Source organism: Ureibacillus massiliensis 4400831 = CIP 108448 = CCUG 49529 (genome assembly GCF_000772965.1).
Lineage (GTDB): Bacteria > Bacillota > Bacilli > Bacillales_A > Planococcaceae > Ureibacillus > Ureibacillus massiliensis.
Genome location: NZ_JPVQ01000001.1, coordinates 90,452 through 108,316 on the forward strand (window position 1 = coordinate 90,452; position 17,865 = coordinate 108,316).

19 protein-coding genes are annotated in these 17,865 nt (G+C 34.5%); 17 read left to right on the top strand and 2 right to left on the bottom strand.

All coding sequences use genetic code 11. The features are described from left to right. The first annotated feature begins 55 nt into the window (after positions 1-55). From CD30_RS00480 to dut, 8 genes are all read left to right on the top strand, one after another. Positions 56-280: a glutaredoxin family protein gene (locus CD30_RS00480; RefSeq protein ID WP_036170874.1), complete on the top strand. Its 225-nt coding sequence runs from the start codon at positions 56-58 to the stop codon at positions 278-280. After that, a complete protein-coding gene (gene nrdI, locus CD30_RS00485; RefSeq protein ID WP_036170877.1) occupies positions 277-654 on the top strand; it encodes a class Ib ribonucleoside-diphosphate reductase assembly flavoprotein NrdI in 378 nt (125 codons plus the stop codon). Before CD30_RS00480 ends, nrdI begins: the two co-directional genes overlap by 4 nt. Then, on the top strand, positions 632-2,344 hold the full coding sequence (nrdE, locus tag CD30_RS00490; protein WP_036170881.1) for a class 1b ribonucleoside-diphosphate reductase subunit alpha: 1,713 nt from the start codon (positions 632-634) through the stop codon (positions 2,342-2,344). The genes nrdI and nrdE overlap by 23 nt, the downstream gene beginning before the upstream one ends. A 278-nt stretch (positions 2,345-2,622) precedes the next feature. Beyond that, positions 2,623-3,606 carry an HNH endonuclease signature motif containing protein gene (locus CD30_RS00495; protein ID WP_235801975.1) on the top strand — a complete coding sequence of 328 codons (984 nt, stop codon included), beginning with the start codon at positions 2,623-2,625 and terminating at the stop codon, positions 3,604-3,606. Between the two features lie 5 nt (positions 3,607-3,611). Then, positions 3,612-4,058, top strand: a complete 447-nt coding sequence (locus CD30_RS00500; protein ID WP_235801976.1) for a hypothetical protein — start codon at positions 3,612-3,614, stop codon at positions 4,056-4,058. Further along, the gene (locus CD30_RS00505) at positions 4,046-4,630 is read left to right on the top strand and encodes a ribonucleotide-diphosphate reductase subunit beta (protein WP_036171412.1); all 585 of its coding nucleotides are present in this window, start codon (positions 4,046-4,048) and stop codon (positions 4,628-4,630) included. Before CD30_RS00500 ends, CD30_RS00505 begins: the two co-directional genes overlap by 13 nt. 301 nt (positions 4,631-4,931) lie before the next feature. Continuing rightward, positions 4,932-5,321 (top strand): ribonucleotide-diphosphate reductase subunit beta, encoded by a 390-nt coding sequence (locus CD30_RS00510; RefSeq protein ID WP_235801977.1) that lies wholly within the window; start codon positions 4,932-4,934, stop codon positions 5,319-5,321. Positions 5,322-5,330: 9 nt separating this feature from the next. Continuing rightward, positions 5,331-5,768 (top strand): dUTP diphosphatase, encoded by a 438-nt coding sequence (dut, locus tag CD30_RS00515; protein WP_036170888.1) that lies wholly within the window; start codon positions 5,331-5,333, stop codon positions 5,766-5,768. A 60-nt stretch (positions 5,769-5,828) separates the two neighbouring features. Here the strand turns inward: dut and CD30_RS00520 are convergent, their stop codons facing one another. Continuing rightward, complete coding sequence (locus CD30_RS00520) at positions 5,829-6,023, bottom strand: hypothetical protein (RefSeq protein ID WP_036170891.1); 195 nt, start codon at positions 6,021-6,023, stop codon at positions 5,829-5,831. Positions 6,024-6,137: 114 nt separating this feature from the next. Between CD30_RS00520 and CD30_RS00525 the strand changes: the two genes are divergently transcribed. Then, positions 6,138-6,875 carry an AAA family ATPase gene (locus CD30_RS00525; protein ID WP_036170896.1) on the top strand — a complete coding sequence of 246 codons (738 nt, stop codon included), beginning with the start codon at positions 6,138-6,140 and terminating at the stop codon, positions 6,873-6,875. 87 nt (positions 6,876-6,962) lie between these two features. Beyond that, complete coding sequence (locus tag CD30_RS19355; protein WP_052125992.1) at positions 6,963-7,766, top strand: alpha/beta hydrolase family protein; 804 nt, start codon at positions 6,963-6,965, stop codon at positions 7,764-7,766. A 79-nt stretch (positions 7,767-7,845) separates the two neighbouring features. Here CD30_RS19355 and CD30_RS00535 read toward each other — a convergent pair whose 3' ends face one another. Continuing rightward, on the bottom strand, positions 7,846-8,055 hold the full coding sequence (locus CD30_RS00535; protein ID WP_036170899.1) for a hypothetical protein: 210 nt from the start codon (positions 8,053-8,055) through the stop codon (positions 7,846-7,848). Positions 8,056-8,281: 226 nt separating this feature from the next. Here CD30_RS00535 and CD30_RS00540 point away from each other — a divergent pair, with 226 nt between their 5' ends. The 7 genes from CD30_RS00540 (at position 8,282) to CD30_RS00565 (ending at position 17,666) form a co-directional block, all read left to right on the top strand. Next, entirely contained in the window at positions 8,282-9,472 is a 1,191-nt protein-coding gene (locus tag CD30_RS00540; RefSeq protein ID WP_036171417.1) for an MFS transporter, read from the top strand. A 157-nt stretch (positions 9,473-9,629) separates the two neighbouring features. Continuing rightward, a complete protein-coding gene (locus CD30_RS19985; RefSeq protein WP_156962292.1) occupies positions 9,630-9,785 on the top strand; it encodes a hypothetical protein in 156 nt (51 codons plus the stop codon). A 201-nt stretch (positions 9,786-9,986) separates the two neighbouring features. Next, on the top strand, positions 9,987-10,856 hold the full coding sequence (locus tag CD30_RS00545; protein ID WP_036170903.1) for a 1-acyl-sn-glycerol-3-phosphate acyltransferase: 870 nt from the start codon (positions 9,987-9,989) through the stop codon (positions 10,854-10,856). A 15-nt stretch (positions 10,857-10,871) separates the two neighbouring features. Next, positions 10,872-13,142, top strand: a complete 2,271-nt coding sequence (locus tag CD30_RS00550; RefSeq protein WP_036170907.1) for a PEP/pyruvate-binding domain-containing protein — start codon at positions 10,872-10,874, stop codon at positions 13,140-13,142. 75 nt (positions 13,143-13,217) lie between these two features. Beyond that, the gene (locus CD30_RS00555; protein WP_052125993.1) at positions 13,218-14,294 is read left to right on the top strand and encodes an AbrB family transcriptional regulator; all 1,077 of its coding nucleotides are present in this window, start codon (positions 13,218-13,220) and stop codon (positions 14,292-14,294) included. Positions 14,295-14,391: 97 nt separating this feature from the next. Beyond that, entirely contained in the window at positions 14,392-15,816 is a 1,425-nt protein-coding gene (locus CD30_RS00560) for a M14 family metallopeptidase (RefSeq protein WP_052125994.1), read from the top strand. Positions 15,817-16,043: 227 nt separating this feature from the next. Further along, positions 16,044-17,666 carry a M14 family zinc carboxypeptidase gene (locus CD30_RS00565; RefSeq protein WP_052125995.1) on the top strand — a complete coding sequence of 541 codons (1,623 nt, stop codon included), beginning with the start codon at positions 16,044-16,046 and terminating at the stop codon, positions 17,664-17,666. Positions 17,667-17,865: the final 199 nt, after the last annotated feature.

The window sequence follows — 17,865 nt, forward strand, 5'->3', positions numbered from 1 at the left end:
TTTTCGAAGAGATAGCTTTTTTTATTTGAATTTAATTGGAAAGAGGGAGTTAGTAATGAAACTATACACAAAAACAATTTGCCCCAAATGTATGTATGTAAAATCTGAATTTCAACGTGCGGGCATACATGTTGAAATTATTAATATTGATCACGATGAAAAAGCGAAACAGAAAATCGTACAAGCAGGATTTTTAACTGTTCCTGTTCTTGACTATAACGGCCAATTGATAGGAGATGTAAAGGAGATTGTCTCAACAATTGAGCTGGTTCCGCAATGATTGTATATGCAAGCAGGACTGGGAATGTTCGATATATCGTTTCAAAATTAAATGTAAATTCAATTGAGCTTACAGAGGATCTAAAAGTGGATACCCCATATCTTTTAATCACATATACAGATAGATTAGGAGAAGTTCCAGCAAAGGTATCGCGCTTTTTAGAAAGAAATGGACATTTATGCAAAGGTGTCGTAGTAAGTGGAAATACGAATTTTGGTCATCAATATTTTGGAGCTGCTGGAGATAAGATTGCGCTGGCCTATCAGGTTCCATTAGTAAGAAAAATTGAATTGCGTGGCTTTCAATCAGACTATGAAGCAATTCAACAGTTTTATGAAATGAGGGTGGAAAATGAAAACCTACTTAACGCTTAACAATGAAGTATTGAATCGTTATAGCTCAACAGGTCGACTAGAGTTAGAAAAGGATCGTGAAGCAACAAGACATTATTTTTTAGAATTTGTGAATGGTAAATTACGTAATTTTAATGATATTGAAGAGAAAATTCGTTACTTAGTTGATGAAGGATATTATGAAAATGAATTTATCGAATTGTACGATATGGAATTTATTAAAAAAATGTATGAAAAGGCATATGCATATAACTTCCGTTTCCCATCCTTCATGAGTGCAAGTAAGTTTTATGATAGCTATGCAATGAAAAGTAGAGATGGGGAAGAAATTCTAGAAAAATATGAAGACCGTATCGTGATTATTGCATTGTACTTAGCCCAAGGTAATGAGCAACTGGCAGAAAGAGCCGTTGAAGCAATGATGGAAGCATACCAACCAGCAACGCCAACCGCTTTAAATAGTGGGAAAAAGGCACGAGGGGAACTAGTGAGCTGCTTTAAGCTTACAATGGATGATTCCATGAATAGCATTGCTGAGAATATTGGATATTGTTTAGAACTATCTCGTCTTGGTGGAGGTGTAGGGGTTAATTTAACGGATTTACGTCCATTAGGTGATCCCATCAAAGGTATTTTAAATCGTGCAAGTGGGGTGCTTCCAGTTGCGAAGCTATTAGAGAATTCTTTTTCTTATTCAAATCAGCTTGGGCAACGCAATGGATCAGGCGTTGCTTATTTAAATATTTTCCATGCGGATATTGAAAATTTTATTTCTTCGAAAAAGCCAAATGCAGATGATAAAATCCGTCTGGCTACATTGTCTACAGGAATCATTATCCCAAGTATTTTCTTCGAATTAATGAGAAGAGATGAAGATATCGTATTATTTAGCCCTTATGATATTTATAACGAGTACGGGAAACGTATGTCTGAAATATCGATTACAGAAATGTATGATGAGCTATTAAACAATCCGAATATCCGAAAAGTTAAGCGTCTCAATGCGCGGAGTCTTTATACAGAGGTGAAAAAGGCTCAATTTGAATCAGGTTATCCATTTGAAATCTTTGATGATAATGTTAATGATGTACATCCATTGAAAAATATTGGGCGAGTGAAAATGTCAAACTTATGCACAGAGATTTTACAAATGCAGATGACGAGTGTGATTACAGATCAAGATCAACCGAATGAATATGGTTTAGATGTATCCTGTAATTTAGGTTCAATTGATATTCATGCAGCGAGTAAGAGTAAAGATTTTGATAAATTAATCGATACTTCGATGCGACTTCTTACAAACGTATCGTCTATGACAAACATCAAAAATGTTCCTTCCGTTGCAAAGGCCAATCAAATGATGCATTCCGTTGGTCTAGGAGCGATGAATCTTCATGGACACCTTGTATCACAAGGCATTCTTTATGGTTCAAAGGAATCTATTGATTTTACAGATTGCTTTATGGAAGCGATGAACTATTATTCTCTTAAGTCTTCAATGGAAATTGCAAAAGAGCGCGGCGAAACATTCTATCGATTTGAAGATAGTGATTATGCATCAGGGGTTTATTTTGACTCTTATGTAAATAAAGAAGAGAAAGAATTATCGCCAATTGTGTTAAAAGCACTTGGTAATATTCCAATTATCACAACTGCTATGTGGAAAGATTTAAAAAAAGAAGTAATGCAATACGGTTTATTTAACGCGTAAACTTACTGCGCCTTTACATGGTGAACATGTATCGAAAATGGATTTAAATGCTGGAACCCCCTAAAGCCTTCTTGCCAAAGCGAAACTGGAAACGGTATGCGTAATGGAGCGAGAGCAGAAAAAAGTAGAAGGATTTAATTAGAGCAGAAATGGACTAATTAAATACAATGGGAAATCAGCAGGGAACTATCTTTAATAAATAGAATATTATTTAATGATAGACCCTCAACGACTACCATATCCACACCCTATTGAAAATAGACAAAGGAGCGATCTAATTGGATATTTTCAAAGTAAGAGACTATTCTAAAAAAAGTAATGTAGGAAGAATGATTGAAAGAGATTGCATTATTTGTAATAAAACTTTTAGTGTTCCATTTGGTAGAAGAGATGTAGTGACTACATGCTGTAAATATTGTCAAAGCCTTGCTTTGGCATGGAAAAAGAATCAAGGAAGATATTTATTATGTAAAATGTGTGATAAACCCATATGGACAATGCCTTCTAGACAACATAAATATTGTTCTAAAAAGTGTCATAACTTAGCGATGTCGGTTTTTCCAGATGAGATGAACTTAGATGTTATTCAAACCGGTAGAAAAAAATATTATGGATCTAATTGGCTATCTCAAAGACGTAAAGCAAGAGAACGAGATAATTTTACTTGTCAAAAGTGTGGTATTACAGAAAAAGAATATGGACAAGAATTATCTGTTCATCATAAAACTCCATTTGTGTATTTTGAGACATATTTAAAAGCAAATAGACTTGAAAATTTAATATCTGTTTGTGAACCTTGCCATAGGAAAATCCATAGTGGAGAAAATCATACGATAAATTACAAAAAAGAAAAGATAATCTTTAACAAAGACTTGAATACAGTACAAACAAAACAAAGAGAAAGCGCATTAAAAGTCCTTGATTTACTTTTGAATACTGACAAAACTCTAAAAGAAATATCTCAATTAACAGGAGTCTCCTACAGTAAGGTGCAAAAATTGTATAGAGGGAAAAGTTGGACGGAATTATATGAAATTCCACCAAGAGATGTTAGACCTAGAGCGAAAGGTTTAAAAAAAGCGAAAGAGGTTTACTCATTGCTAATCAGTACGAATTTGACTCTAACCGAAATATCAAAAAGAACTAATTCCTCCTTAATGATGGTACAAGATTTGTATAAAGGTAGAACATATAACGAATTATATGAGATTCCCCCATATAAAATTGCGCCTAGAAAAAAGGCTAGTGAAATACAACAATAGGGTGATTGTATAGTCTACTCCCACTTCCGATAGAAGTGTTAAAGTATCTCGAAAGAGAGGGTAAAAAGGATAGAAATGCTGTGGCGCCAACGGGTTCAATTTCTTATATTCGTAGCTGCACAGCCTCCATAGCACCGTGTACTGAAAGGGTAGAAATCCGTGACTACGCTGATAGCCGTACGATCTACCCAATGCCACATTTGACAAATGAAAATTCACATTTATATGTGGAAGCATATGATTTGAACCCTTATGACATGATTGATTTATATGCAGCAGCACAAAAACATGTGGATCAAGGAATATCGATGACCCTTTATGTTACCAATGCTTGGACGACTGAGCAGCTAGCAAAAATTTATATTTACGCTTGGACAAAGGGAATCAAGTCCGTCTATTATGTTCGTCAACGATTACAAACAATCGAGGAGTGTGTAGCATGTCAAATCTAATCTATGAAGCGGTCAACTGGAATAAACCAACAAGTGAACTAGCCCAAGTGTTTTGGGATCAACAATGGAAACAAATTTGGTTTCCCGAAGAAATAGCAGTAAGTAAAGATGTTAAACAGTGGAAAAGTTTCGAGCATCAAGAAACCTATAAAAGAGTCTTTGCTGGCCTTACATTACTTGATACAGTACAAACCAATATTGGTATGAACAAAATTGCAGCACACGCAAAGGATTTGCAGGAAAAGGCGGTATTAACGGTGTTTGCTTCATTTGAGGCAATTCATGCAAAGTCTTACTCCTATATCTTTACAACTCTTTGCACAAACAAGGAAATTGATGAGCTGTTTGAATGGGTGAAGGAGAACGAATTTCTTCAATACAAAGCAAATAAAATTAGCGAAATTTATAACAGCATCGAAGAGGGCAATGACGAAAGTCTATGGAAAGCGATGTATGCTTCCGTTATGCTTGAATCGTTCCTGTTTTATTCGGGATTTTTCTATCCGCTCTATCTAGGTGGACAAGGCATTCTGCGTAACAGTGCCGAAGTAATTTCACTAATATTGCGTTAAATAGTGGCGCAAGTAAAACTCTTTGAATTCAAGGGACCCCCTAACGCATAGATTGCATCCTATGAGCAATTTATGGCGAGGGCAATCTTGAGCCAAGATTGAAAATCCTGTTTGGATCTTCAATAAGGTGCAACGACCATCGAAAGCACGTGCAAAGCATGGAAGCAAGTAGAGTAGAACGTAAGTCGAAAATGACGTTCGAAGCGGAGAGGCATAGAAATATGTATGAAATGGTCTGAACTTATAAGAAATTATAAGCAGCTAACATGCGGCATAAGTCTGACGAACTTATGTGAACATATTGGACGAATCAATTCATGGAGTAGCAGTAGGTTTCTTTGCTCAAAATCTTTATAAACAATTTTCTATTGAAAAACAAAATGAGTTAAAAGCTTGGGGCTATGAATTATTGCTTGATTTATATATAAATGAATTAAGCTATACAAAAGATGTATATGGTGAGACGGACTTAGCAACAGAAGTGGAAGCATATATACGATATAATGGAAATAAAGCATTAATGAATGTCGGCTTTGAGGCAATGTTCCCAGAAGAAGAAGTCAACCCAATTGTACTAAACGGTATTCGCAATGAAGGATCTACATACGACTTTTTCTCACAAAAAGGATCAACTTATGCGAAAGCAAAAGTTGCACCTATCACAGATGATACATTTGAATTTAATCGATAAGGAGCCCCTATGAACTACAAAGTAAACATCAAAAGAATTCATGATAAAGCAAAAATGCCGCTTCAAGCAAATCCCGGAGATGCGGGAATGGATCTGTATTCGATAGAAACTGTAGAAATTCCAGCAGGAGAAGCGAGATTAATTAAAACAGGTATAAAAATCGAATTACCTAAAGGTACAGAAGCACAAATTCGCCCTAGAAGTGGACTAGCATTAAAACATAGTATTACCGTATTAAACAGTCCTGGAACAATTGACGAAGGATACCGGGGAGAAATAGGCGTAATATTGATTAATCATGGTAAAGAATCTTTTATCGTAGAACAATCAATGCGAATTGCGCAAATGGTCATTCAAACAGTACCCAAAGTTCAGTTAATAGAAGTTGATGAACTTTCCGAGACTGAACGTGGAACAGCCGGCTTTGGCTCTAGCGGAACAAAATAATTGAAAAATGGCGAAGTATCGAATGTTAATTGTTGATAAAGATACTTCGCCATTTATTTTTTAGTTTTCCAGTTCCTTCGTCATTCGATCGACCCAATCACCGAAGGGTTCCTTTTGATTTGATTGGTTTTTTTCTGAATTGTGTTCCATTCCGAATTCTTCTTTATTCGGACGCACTGCTTTTGTATCTTTCTTTCTCATAGGAATTTTGTCATCGTAATTTGAATACATATCGAAATCATTTTTGTCAGTCATGAGTTCATCTCCTTTCATTTGTTAATATGAGAATATGTGCTTATGTTTATGTACAAAGGAAAATATTAAATTACAGTCGAATACATAATTAGAAAAAAGATTGTAGGTGATAAAATGTTTTTAAGAAAGATTGAATTACTTCGCGATGAAATACCATCCTATAGAAAATATCCTTTTTCCATTCCAACAATACGAAATTTCACACAGCTAGAATTAAAAAGCAATGTCACTTTTTTTGTAGGTGAAAATGGTTCAGGAAAATCCACATTGCTTGAAGCAGTAGCAGATCAATGTGGATTTAATACAGCTGGTGGAGGACGTAACAATTTATATGAAGTACACGCATCTCAATCAGCACTTACAAACTACATAAGACTTTCATGGTTACCGAAAGTATCAAATGGTTTTTTTCTAAGGGCAGAATCCTTCTACAATTTTGCTTCTCATATTGATGAACTTGCAGCTGAATTTCCAAGTATTTATGATGCATATGGTGGGAATTCCTTGCACGAGCAATCTCATGGTGAGTCATTTTTATCCCTTTTTTTGAACCGATTCAAAGGAAAGGCAATTTATCTATTGGACGAACCTGAGGCAGCTCTTTCACCACAACGACAGCTGACGTTTCTAAAAATCCTCCATGATTTATCAACTGCTGGAGATACACAATTTATTATTGCTACTCATTCCCCTATATTATTAGGCTATCCTGAGGCAACCATTTTTAGCTTTGATGAGGAAAGTATTGAAGAAGTGGACTATGAATCAACAGATCACTATCAAATCACGAAATATTTTTTAGATAACAGAGAGCGATTTTTACGGGAGCTTCTTAGTGATGAAGAAAGATAATAATACGTCTAAAGTGTTGCCTTAACGGTATGCTTATTTATATAATGGAATAAATAAAAGTAAACAGGTAGGAAATGAGGGGATTAGGTGAGTGCGCTAAAAACAAATAAGAGTCGCGTATCATTATTAAAGATTCCAAGTGGTGAAGATATGATTGTTGGTCGAATGTTTATCGCTGAAGGAGAAAATTTAAAAGCAACAGTCTTATTATTACACGGATTTCCAGGTACTATGATGAATTTAGATATTGCAACAGAGCTACAAATGTTAGGTTGGAACGTACTTGTAATTAATTATCGTGGTTCATGGGGAAGTGAGGGGAATTATTCCTTTGCTAATGCTCTTGAGGACGTTCAAACTACTTTAAATTATATTCAGGATGAAGCCATTTCAATAGCAAACAGAATTGATGTGAATCGAATCGCCCTTGTAGGTCATAGCTTTGGTGGTTTCTTGGCTTTAAAAACGGCTTCACTCAATCCTTCTATAAAAATAGCTGCATATTTATCTGGCGCAAACTTCCCATTGTTTTTGAAAATAATGGAGGAAGACCCTGCATCAGAAAAACGAATTTTAAACATGCTGGATGAATCCTCTTATTTCTTAAAAGGGGCAACTGGTGAATCGTTAATGAATGAAATTAAAGAACATGAAAAAGAGTGGAATACATTTTTATTTGCACCGACATTAACAAATAAAAAGCTGCTCATCACTGCGGTAACAGAAGATGAAGAGCTTCCTAAAGAACAGTTCCATGATCCATTCATTCCTATTCTTGACCAAGCGCAAATTAGCTATGAGACGGTTGTGTTTGATACAGACCATAATTATACAAATAAACGTAAAGAGCTTACGGCGACACTTCAGGAATGGCTATTGAGAAATCTTTAAATATAACAAAACCAATAAAACCTTGTCCTAACTGAATAATTGTACATAAAGGCGAGTACGCAATGTCTCGCCTTTTAAATTATTTATTTTTGTTCGACTTTTGTGTTTTATCATGATTTGTCGCATTATTTTTATTTTTAACTTTCGAGTCAAATTCCTCTGCAATTTCAGCTGTATTATCTTCAGGATTATCTTGGTGACTTGTTGTATTTTGATGTAAATGCTTATAGGTTTCAAATGGATTGTGAGTTCTTTCATTTAAAGTTTTCGCATTGTTTTTATTTCCCATGTTGATCACCTCCTAGATTCTTAATGTGCGTAGGTTAGAAGGATTTATTCAGCAGAAAGCATGCAAGGCCATTTTAACCTCATATTTAACCTTTTCACTGTGCAGTCTGAAGGTTCTTTATTTTAAGCTGCATCTTGTAATAAATTTGAAGTGAATTTAATAAACGTATATATTAAACTAAATACAAATTTTGGGTAAATGGGGATTATTTAAAATGGGGGAATCTATGGAATCACGTTCATGGAGGGCGCTAACTTGGATTTCAATAGCGGAACTTTTTGCTCTAAGCCTATGGTTTAGTGCATCTGTTATTGCACCGCAATTAATTGAACTTTGGAATATAGATGAAAGCTATGAGGGGTGGCTTTCTTCCGCTGTTCCACTTGGGTTTGTCATGGGCACATTATTTAGTTCTGCACTAGGGATTGCAGATCGTTATAATCCAAGAAAAATCTTTGCAATTTCGGCTTTATTTGGTGCTGTTTTGAATGGATTATTAATGTTTGTTCATTTTGCATTTTTAGGAATATTGTTACGAATATTAACTGGTGTGACGCTAGCGGGAGTGTATCCTATTGCTGTGAAAATGTTATCTCAATGGTTTCCGAAGAAAAGGGGACTTGCCATTGGAATATTAATTGCAGCGTTAACAATAGGGTCAGCATTGCCTCATTTCGTAAAAGTGTTTTTTGCCAACGTCAACTGGCAAAGCATCATTATGTCTACATCATTACTTGCCATATTGGCAGCAATCATCGTCTATTTAATATTAGAGGATGCACCAATAGAATTAAAGAATACACCATTTTCAATAAAATTAATTGGTAAAGTAGTACGAAATAAAGCTGCTATGCTTGCGAATTACGGATATTTTGGACACTGTTGGGAGTTATACGGCATGTGGACATGGTTACCTGCCTTTTTAACTGCAAGCTTTACTGCTGCTTCTACAAATGTGTCTAATTGGTTTATTGCCTTAAGCTCTTTTATCGTAATCGGTGTTGCTGGAGGAATTGGATGTGTTGTCGGTGGCTTTGTATCAGATAAAATAGGTCGTTCGAATTTAACGATAATATCAATGATTGTAAGTGCGATATGTTGTATTCTCATAGGTTTTACCTTTACTCATTCGATATGGCTGACGTTTATCGTTGCAATTATTTGGGGAGCAAGCATTATCTCGGATTCTGCTCAATTTTCTGCTGCCGTCTCCGAAGTAGCAGAAGAGGAGTATGTTGGAACAGCGCTTACTTTCCAAATGTGTATTGGTTTTTTAATTACCATCTTTTCGATTAACTTAATTCCAATAATCCAAAAAGTAATTGGATGGGAATGGGTTTTTATCATTTTAGCAATTGGTCCGATACTCGGCACCATCGCCATGTTTAAATACAAAAAATTTGAACTAAATTCGTGATTGTTGTAGTTAATTTCGAAAAAAAGACGAAGAAGTTTGACAATATGTTTACGGTTTTACTGAACCTATGAAAAATCTAAATGATAGGTGTAAAATAAACATGTAAACAAAATGCATCTTTTAATATTAGAAAGATGAAAAACGGGAGGCTATTTAAATGATGGAACAAAATGAAAAAGCTATGCGCCTACAAGTAATGTTAGATGAAGCATTTAAACCTGTCTTAGCCAAAATAGAAGCATTAGAAAAAGAAGTACAGTCACTTCAAGAAAATCAAGTGAAGTTACTAACGATGCTTGCGGAAAGAGAATAATTTAAACTATTTATTACAAACTAAAATTGAGCTCACAACAAAGTACCTCAAAAGTCGATTCCTAAACCAGAAGGGAGTCGACTTTTTTTTATGCACACAACATACATCTAAATATGTTCAGGATTTATTAGAATAGTGAAACAATTGAAAACAAGCCACCGTCACATAGTTATTAAGCTAATTATTGCAAGGGGGAATCAAATGGGAATATTGAAGTTATTAGCAAAAGTATATTTCAATAAAATTGAAGTAAAAGGAGCTTTTCCAACCAAAGCATCTTTCTATATAAGTAATCATAGAAACGGGGCAGTGGACGGTTTTGTTATCCTTTCAGTTTTTAAACAAAAATTAATATCGATTATAGGGAAAAATTTAACGAACAACGCTTTTATGAAATGGTTTTTTGGGGGGCAGATTGAAATTTATAGGAAACCCCAAAACATGGAGGAAATGCGACACAATAGAAAAGAATTAAATCGCATTAATACAGAAATTGAAAATGGAACGAGTGTGCTAATGTTTCCAGAAGGAACGAGCCATTTAAATAAAGGGCTTCTTCCAATCAAAAAAGGAGTTGTACATGTATATTCATCATTAAAAAATCAAGAAATGATTCCAATTGGTCTTCATTATGAAAAGGGTTGGAGCTTTAGAAGTAATGTATTTATCCAAATAGGTGAGCCTGTCAAACTTTCTGGGGAAGAAATAGAAGAAAGAATGGAAGAAATTAAAACCACTTTAGAAAGTGTTTACGATGATGAATATAAGTTTACAAAGCCTAAAAAAAGCATTTTCAGGTCCTTCATTTATTCTCCAATCATTCTAGTATTCTTTATTTTTAATTTACCAGTGATGTGCATACCTTATTTTGTTGGGAAAAAATTCGCTGATGATAAAAATGTGATTGCCCTTTGGAGGATTTTATCTGGCGTTCCAGTTTTCATAGTACAGTCATTAATCTACATTTGCTTAGGATTTACTTACCCCATCATTCTTGGGGTGTATGCTATCGTGACAATCATGGGACTTTTATTATATCGACCGTGGAAAGATGCTATCGGGATTGAGTAATTAAGGGGGAAAGAAATGAAACGATATATTTCTACTTTCAAAGATAAAGGAAGTATTGAGCAAGATGGGGGGAAGGGTCATAATTTAAAAATTTTAACGCAAAGTGGATTTAATGTTCCGGAGGGAATCGTACTACATGCAGATTTTTACAAAGAGTATTACGGGAAACCGATGGAATTTCATTATGCAGATACAGAAGTGCTAAAGAAACAATGCGAAGAAATGAGAAATATAGTAAAAGAAAAAGAACTACCATCGGAATTGATGGACGAAATATCTTATCATATTAACTCTGACTTTTTATATGCAGTTCGCTCTTCTTCCACATTCGAAGACTTAGAAGGATCAGCCTTTGCTGGACAGCATGAAACCTATTTAAATGTATCTGTTTATGACCTAGAAGAAAAAGTGAAAGAATGTTTTGCGTCACTTTGGAATATGCATGCAGTTATTTATCGAAAGGAAAGAGGCTTTTCACAGGATGAAGCAAGTATGGCTGTCGTCATTCAAAAAATGGTACCTAGTGAAAGTGCAGGGGTAGCATTTTCAGTCGATCCAATACACGGAGTCTTTCATCGAGTATTAATCGAATCCAGCTTTGGACTTGGTGAAAATGTGGTTGCAGGTGAAGGATTAACAGATACATGGGTTGTGGATACGAAAAATAACACAATTCAAGAAAATTTAGCAGGTGTAAAAGGTAGTCTTACGAAAGAACAGGTTTTGGAAATAAGTAAATTAGCGAAAAAAATTGAGAAGCATTATTCATCACCGCAAGATATTGAGTGGGCCATTTTTGAAGGGGAAGTTTATTTATTGCAATCAAGACCACAAACTTCAATTCCAGCTTATTTCACGAGAGATGAATCAGCAGAACGTTTCCCAGATCCTATAACTCCACTAACATGGGATTTTGTTGAGGAAGCATTTAATATTTCGCTTGAATATTCATTAAGCTTAATGAATATCGATCTTCCAACGAGACCTTGGTTTTCTAAAAAAGATGGCTATATTTATGGAAATCAGACTGCAGTTGAAATGTTAGCGATGAAAAGACCACTTAAATTGCAAAAAATTGAAGACATTACTCACTTCAACGAAAAATATTTTTGGGCACATGACTTAGCTCAACAATGGAAAAACGATCTATCCCTTTATTTAGTAAGAATGGGGGAGTTGAATTATATTCCAAGTGAAATAGACTCACTCGAAACATTTAAGCACTATTTTGAAAGATTATTTACTACAGCAAATGAATATTTCAAACCAAATATTGCAATCTCCATGACCCAAAGCTTCTTAGTTGGGACACTATTTGAAGCGCTGCTTTGTAAATGTGGAAATCAACTAATGGCAAAAAGTAATTTGGAGAAGATTTTATCATTAGCAAAAATCCGTACAGCAAATATTAATAAGGAACTAGGAAATATAAAGAAGCGTGAACTGAATAATCCTGAGTTTCAGTTGTTTTTGGAGAAATATGGCCATAGAGAGCTTACATTTGATTATTACTATCCAACATGGGCAGAAAAACCAGAAGTGTTAATGGATTTAGTCATACCAAATCAATCATTACAGCAGCATGAAACAAATGGGGTTAAGGTTTTAATGGACTTAACTTCAGACGAATCAGAGGATGTCTCGGAGTCTCTATATCGTTTAGTACAGCTTGTAATTTTGTACACAGAGCTTGATGATGAAGAGCATTTTCAAACAACTAGAGTTAATTTGCTTGCCAGAAAATCAATTGGTATTTTAGGTAGGAAATTGAAATTAACGGACCCGTACGATTTATTTTTCTTAAATAAACATGAGCTGTACGAGATTTTGAATGGAAATGCTGTAAATGAACAGGACCTAATTCAAAGGAGAAAAGAGTTTCAACAACTGTATAACACTGCACCTGTTTGGAACTATTCAGAAAAGGAAGAAGAAGTGATCGAGTTAAAAGATGGCGTTTTAAAGGGGGTGCCGGGAAGTGCAGGTATTGTGGAAGGCGAAGTTTGTATTGTAAAAAATGTGGATGATTTTAAGAACGTAAAAGAAGGTAGCATCTTAGTTACAAGAACAACGAATCCTGCATGGACAACACTATTTTATTCTGCCAAAGGTCTCATTACAGAATCAGGCGGCCCTTTATCTCATGGAGCAGTTACTGCAAGGGAAGTGGGCATTCCAGCCGTAATGAGTGTTCGGAACTGCTTAACAATCATAAAAGACGGAGATATTGTTGTCGTTGATGGAACGAAAGGAATTGTTAAGCTTAAAGAATCATCAATTTTGTAATTGTTTTCTCCCTCTATTATTCTTTGTTCTATAATAAATATAGAAATGTAAAAAGATAGAAGAGGAGTCCTTTATTTGAAAGTACTATCAATCATTTTGGTAACGTTCATAAGCTTAATAGGTGTCGTCATCTTCGAATTATTCAGTTTTCCAGTTCCTTGGATGCTAGGGCCATTGTTTGCAGTACTACTAAGTCAATTTTTTATTAAAAAAGTTTCATTAGAATGGCCATCTTATTTTCGAAATATCGGACTTGTAATAGTTGGAGCAGCGATAGGGCACTCTTTTCAATTTGATTTGTTTGCTGGAATGGGCTGGCTTATATTATTTATGCTTATTTTAAATTTAACGTTAGTGCTTTTAACAACGATTATGGCATTAGGGGTTGAAAAGTTTAGCCATATCCCATTGAAAACAGCCATTACTTGTACAGTTCCAGGGGGAATATCTCAAATTGTAACCTTTGCCGAGGAAGAAAAGGATATCAACCTTGCCATTGTTACATATTTTCATGTAATAAGGGTAATAAGTATTGTCATGCTTATCCCATTTTTTGTGTCAGGTCATGTTGTTAAAGGAGATGATCATTTAGGCTTCAGTATTTCAACACTCCTTCCACTTGGATTACTCATTCTTGCTTGTTGGGTTTTCGCCTTAATAGGTAAAAAATTAAAATTACCAGTACCTTTCTTTTTAACACCTGTTTTTCTTGTATTAATACTTCAGCTAACATCATTTAATATACCTGAAGTACCTGTTTGGTTATTACATATTGCTCAATTATTTATTGGGGCATATATTGGCTTTTTATTGAAGCCAAGTATGCTGAAGCTTGGAGCAAGAGTAATAACGATTGGAATTGTAAGTGCACTTGTTTTACTTGGCATCACTTTAGCACAAGGATGGATGGTCAGTTACTTTTTTAATTACTCATTACCAACAGGTTTTTTAAGTACAGCTGCAGGTGGATTAGATCAGATGAGTTTACTTGCAACCGCAATTGGTGCAGATATTTCAGCTGTTACCGTTTTTCAGATGTTTCGATTATTATTTATTTTCATCATTGTTTTTCCAATGTTAAAAGTTGTCTGTAATTGGATAGATAGGAGAAATGGACAAATACAAGATGCGAAAGTAGATGTTAGTAATTAAAAATATAAAGAATAACTCTTTTTCAATATGAAATAATAAATGAGAATTGTTAGTAAAACAGTTCTCTTTTCTTTTTATATTGAATGGAGAGAAGGAAATGGTAATAAGAAAATTAAATGTATGGGTTATTGCTTTATTATTTTTTGTATTAAATGTGGATGTTATTTCTGCAAATGACTTAATTTTAAATTCCCCAGAAGAACTCACCCCTTTATATTATGATGGAAATGGAAAAGTAAGCAAGAAAACGCCGTTTTACATTGGGAATTCAACAGGTTTAGTAGAAGTTGGTACATTAGAGCCAGGCACTGTATTTTCCCCTGCAAGGGTGACAGAAAATTACTTTATTGTGAAAGGTATTGAGTATACTTTTTATATACCAAAATCGGCTATGATATCGACTGATGAAAAACCGACATCCCATCAGCTTACTAAAAAATCAGTTGGCGCAAAGCTTGTTGCTTCTACGAATGCTGCGTTTATAGACGAGGATGGTAAGAGGTTAGGGGAAATCGTGAAGGGACAAGAAATCAAATTAGCTTCGATTAAGCATGCCTATGGTGTTATTAATTTACTTGGCAGGCAAGTTTATATTGATTTGAGCGATTTTCAGCATGTAAATCTAGTAAATCCAAAAAAGAATATTAGTTATAAAGAGATGTCTTTTATGTTACAAATTCTTTCTAGACTTTATCCAGAGTTTCTACAGTTAAAAGAGATAGGGAAGTCGGTGGAAGGTAGGACATTGTATGCAGTAAAGCTCGGAAAAGGCGATAAAGAAATATTGTTGGATGGTTCTATTCATGCAAGAGAGCATATGACGACGAATTTATTACTTGAAATGATTGATCAATATTCAAAAGCGTATGATACAGGGTCTAATTTTGAAGGATTTAATGTAAATGAATTATTAAATCAAGTTAGCATATGGTTTGTTCCAATGGTGAATCCAGATGGTGTTACACTTGTCCAAACTAGAGAAAATGTTTCTCCTGAAGTTTTAATGATTAATAATGGCAGGATGAATTTTAATCATTGGAAAGCGAATATTCGAGGGGTAGACTTGAATCGGAATTTTGATGGAGGCTGGATGACTTCACAATCGACAAAATATCCTGCTTATAAAGACTTTAAAGGTACAAGAGCATTTTCAGAGCCAGAGTCAAAGCATTTGAGAGATTTTATTGCACAGCTAAACATAAAAACATATATTTCATATCATAGCTCCGGCTCTATATTATATTACTACCACCATCAAAAGGGTGAAAATTTAGAACGGGACCTTCGACTTGCTAGGAAATTAAGTAACGTGACAGGTTATAAAGTAATGCCTCCAACAGGGGATGTTGGATCAGGCGCGTCAGCAGATTGGTTTATTATGACGTATAAGTTACCTGGTATTACAATCGAAATTGCACCTCCCATTCATGAATCAGTAGTGCCTTTAAAATATTGGGACAGTATTTGGGAAAAGAATAAAACTGTAGGATTAGTTGGTGCTGAAGAAGCTTCAAAGAGATAATGGGAAATAAGGGATTTTAATGATTCAAATTTCATATAACGAAAATAAAAGTATAGTGCTTGAGGATTAATTTCCTCAAGTTTTTTTTATGGTAAGAGATTATTACGATAATGAAATGAAATTTTAATGAGAATTTAACAAAAAAGTACCACATTGATAATATTTTTGAAGTATAGTTTATTTATTAATAGAATACCATTTTATATGAAACGGGGAATTTTGCATCTATGAATTTTCATAAGAGGAGTTTATCAATACTACTAGCAACATCTTTAATTTCATCTCAAGTATCAATTGTTTCAGCTAGTGAAACGAATGACGTATATAAGGGAGAAATAAATAATTCCTTCTCTACAATAACGTCTGAAATATATCAGTCGAGTGTAGGAGAATATAAAGCACCAACAGAAAGTCAAACAACAATTGATGGCGTATTAAAGGATCAAGATGTGGATGTAAATAGAGATACTGAATCTCAAAATCCTATAAAAAATGAAGAAGAAACGCAAGATAAAACTGAAAATGAGGAAAGTATTTCACCATACATAGATGGAAATGGAAAGGTTGTACAATCAACACCGTATTATTTTTCAACACCGAATGGATTTGTGAAGGTAGGTACAATTGAAGAAGGCGTTATCTTAAAACCGACTAGAGTATCTACAAACTACTTTATTATTAATGCTGGAAACAAAGTTTACTATATTCCTAGAACAGCTTTTACTTCTACAAAAGAAAAAGCAAACATAGAGAGCCATTTGCAAGGTAGTTTTCCTAGAACAATAGTGGCTGAAAATGATGCGCAGTTTAAAGATAAAAGTGGTAACGTTCTAGGGTCCATTGCAAAAGGCCAACAAGTTAAACTGCATATGGTGAATGGTGGCCGTGGAGTCATAGAATTGTTTGGAAAGCGTGTTTATGTAGATTTAAGTAATTTCAAACATATCGATCAAGTGTTACCTAAAAAGAATATAAGTTATAAAGAGATGGAATATCATATAAAAGTATTTTCATATATGTATCCAGAGTTTACGAAGCTTGAAAAAATCGGAGCCTCCGTTGAAGGCAGACCATTATATGCATTGAAAATAGGGAATGGCAAAAAGGAAATCATTATGGATGCTTCCATGCATGCCCGTGAACATATGACAACAAATGTATTGCTAGAAATGATCGATGAGTATACATATGCTTATATCAATGGGAAAAAATATGGTACTTACAATGTAAAAGCTTTGCTAGACAAGGTGAGTATTTGGTATGTCCCAATGATGAATCCGGACGGAGTAACACTTGTTCAAACGAAAGCAAATGCTACAGCAGCAACAAAACTTTTGAATAATGGCAGTGTCAATTATAATCGTTGGAAGGCCAATATTCGCGGAGTTGATTTAAACCGTAATTTTGATGGAGGCTGGATTACAAAAGCGTCAACAAAATATGCCTCCTACAAAAACTATAAGGGGACAAAGGCATTTTCAGAGCCTGAATCACGTGCATTAAGAGATTTTGTAGCAAAGCACCAATTTAAATCTTATATTTCATACCATAGTTCAGGTTCTGTTTTATATTATTTCCATCATCAAACGTCAACACAATTGAAACGGGATTTAGCTTTAGCTAATTCCATTAAAAAGGTAACAGGCTATAGCATCATGCCACCAACTGGTGAAACTGGATCTGGGGCTTCAGCGGATTGGTTTATCATGAATTATAAAATGCCTGGTATTACTGTTGAAATTGCACCTTTCCAAGGGGAAACAGTCGTTTCTTTAAAATATTGGGATAGCATTTGGAAGAAAAATAAAACAATAGGATTACTAGCAGCAACAGAAGCAAGTTTAAGATAGTTTAAAAGATAGAGTCCGTTCGTGTAATAGGGAACAGATTCTATTTTTTGTTAATAAAGGAATTCGAATTAGTAGAAATAGGCTTAAAATGATTTATTTACTCATAAATTCACTTAAATTTCATAATTTGCTAAGTAAGTGTCGATTGTTGTAAATCCATGTTCGGTGGTATGATAATAATAGTGCGCTCAATTTATGA

Excerpts from the sequence above, each read along its gene's own strand:
- CD30_RS00505 (WP_036171412.1), top strand. The coding sequence starts at position 4,046 with ATGTCAAATCTAATCTATGAAGCGGTCAACTGGAATAAACCAACAAGT.
- CD30_RS00540 (WP_036171417.1), top strand. The coding sequence starts at position 8,282 with ATGGAATCACGTTCATGGAGGGCGCTAACTTGGATTTCAATAGCGGAA.
- CD30_RS00480 (WP_036170874.1), top strand. The coding sequence starts at position 56 with ATGAAACTATACACAAAAACAATTTGCCCCAAATGTATGTATGTAAAA.
- CD30_RS00520 (WP_036170891.1), bottom strand. The coding sequence starts at position 6,023 with ATGACTGACAAAAATGATTTCGATATGTATTCAAATTACGATGACAAA.
- CD30_RS00560 (WP_052125994.1), top strand. The coding sequence starts at position 14,392 with ATGGTAATAAGAAAATTAAATGTATGGGTTATTGCTTTATTATTTTTT.
- nrdI (WP_036170877.1), top strand. The coding sequence starts at position 277 with ATGATTGTATATGCAAGCAGGACTGGGAATGTTCGATATATCGTTTCA.
- CD30_RS19985 (WP_156962292.1), top strand. The coding sequence starts at position 9,630 with ATGATGGAACAAAATGAAAAAGCTATGCGCCTACAAGTAATGTTAGAT.
- dut (WP_036170888.1), top strand. The coding sequence starts at position 5,331 with ATGAACTACAAAGTAAACATCAAAAGAATTCATGATAAAGCAAAAATG.
- CD30_RS00535 (WP_036170899.1), bottom strand. The coding sequence starts at position 8,055 with ATGGGAAATAAAAACAATGCGAAAACTTTAAATGAAAGAACTCACAAT.
- CD30_RS00525 (WP_036170896.1), top strand. The coding sequence starts at position 6,138 with ATGTTTTTAAGAAAGATTGAATTACTTCGCGATGAAATACCATCCTAT.
- CD30_RS00545 (WP_036170903.1), top strand. The coding sequence starts at position 9,987 with ATGGGAATATTGAAGTTATTAGCAAAAGTATATTTCAATAAAATTGAA.
- nrdE (WP_036170881.1), top strand. The coding sequence starts at position 632 with ATGAAAACCTACTTAACGCTTAACAATGAAGTATTGAATCGTTATAGC.
- CD30_RS00565 (WP_052125995.1), top strand. The coding sequence starts at position 16,044 with ATGAATTTTCATAAGAGGAGTTTATCAATACTACTAGCAACATCTTTA.
- CD30_RS00550 (WP_036170907.1), top strand. The coding sequence starts at position 10,872 with ATGAAACGATATATTTCTACTTTCAAAGATAAAGGAAGTATTGAGCAA.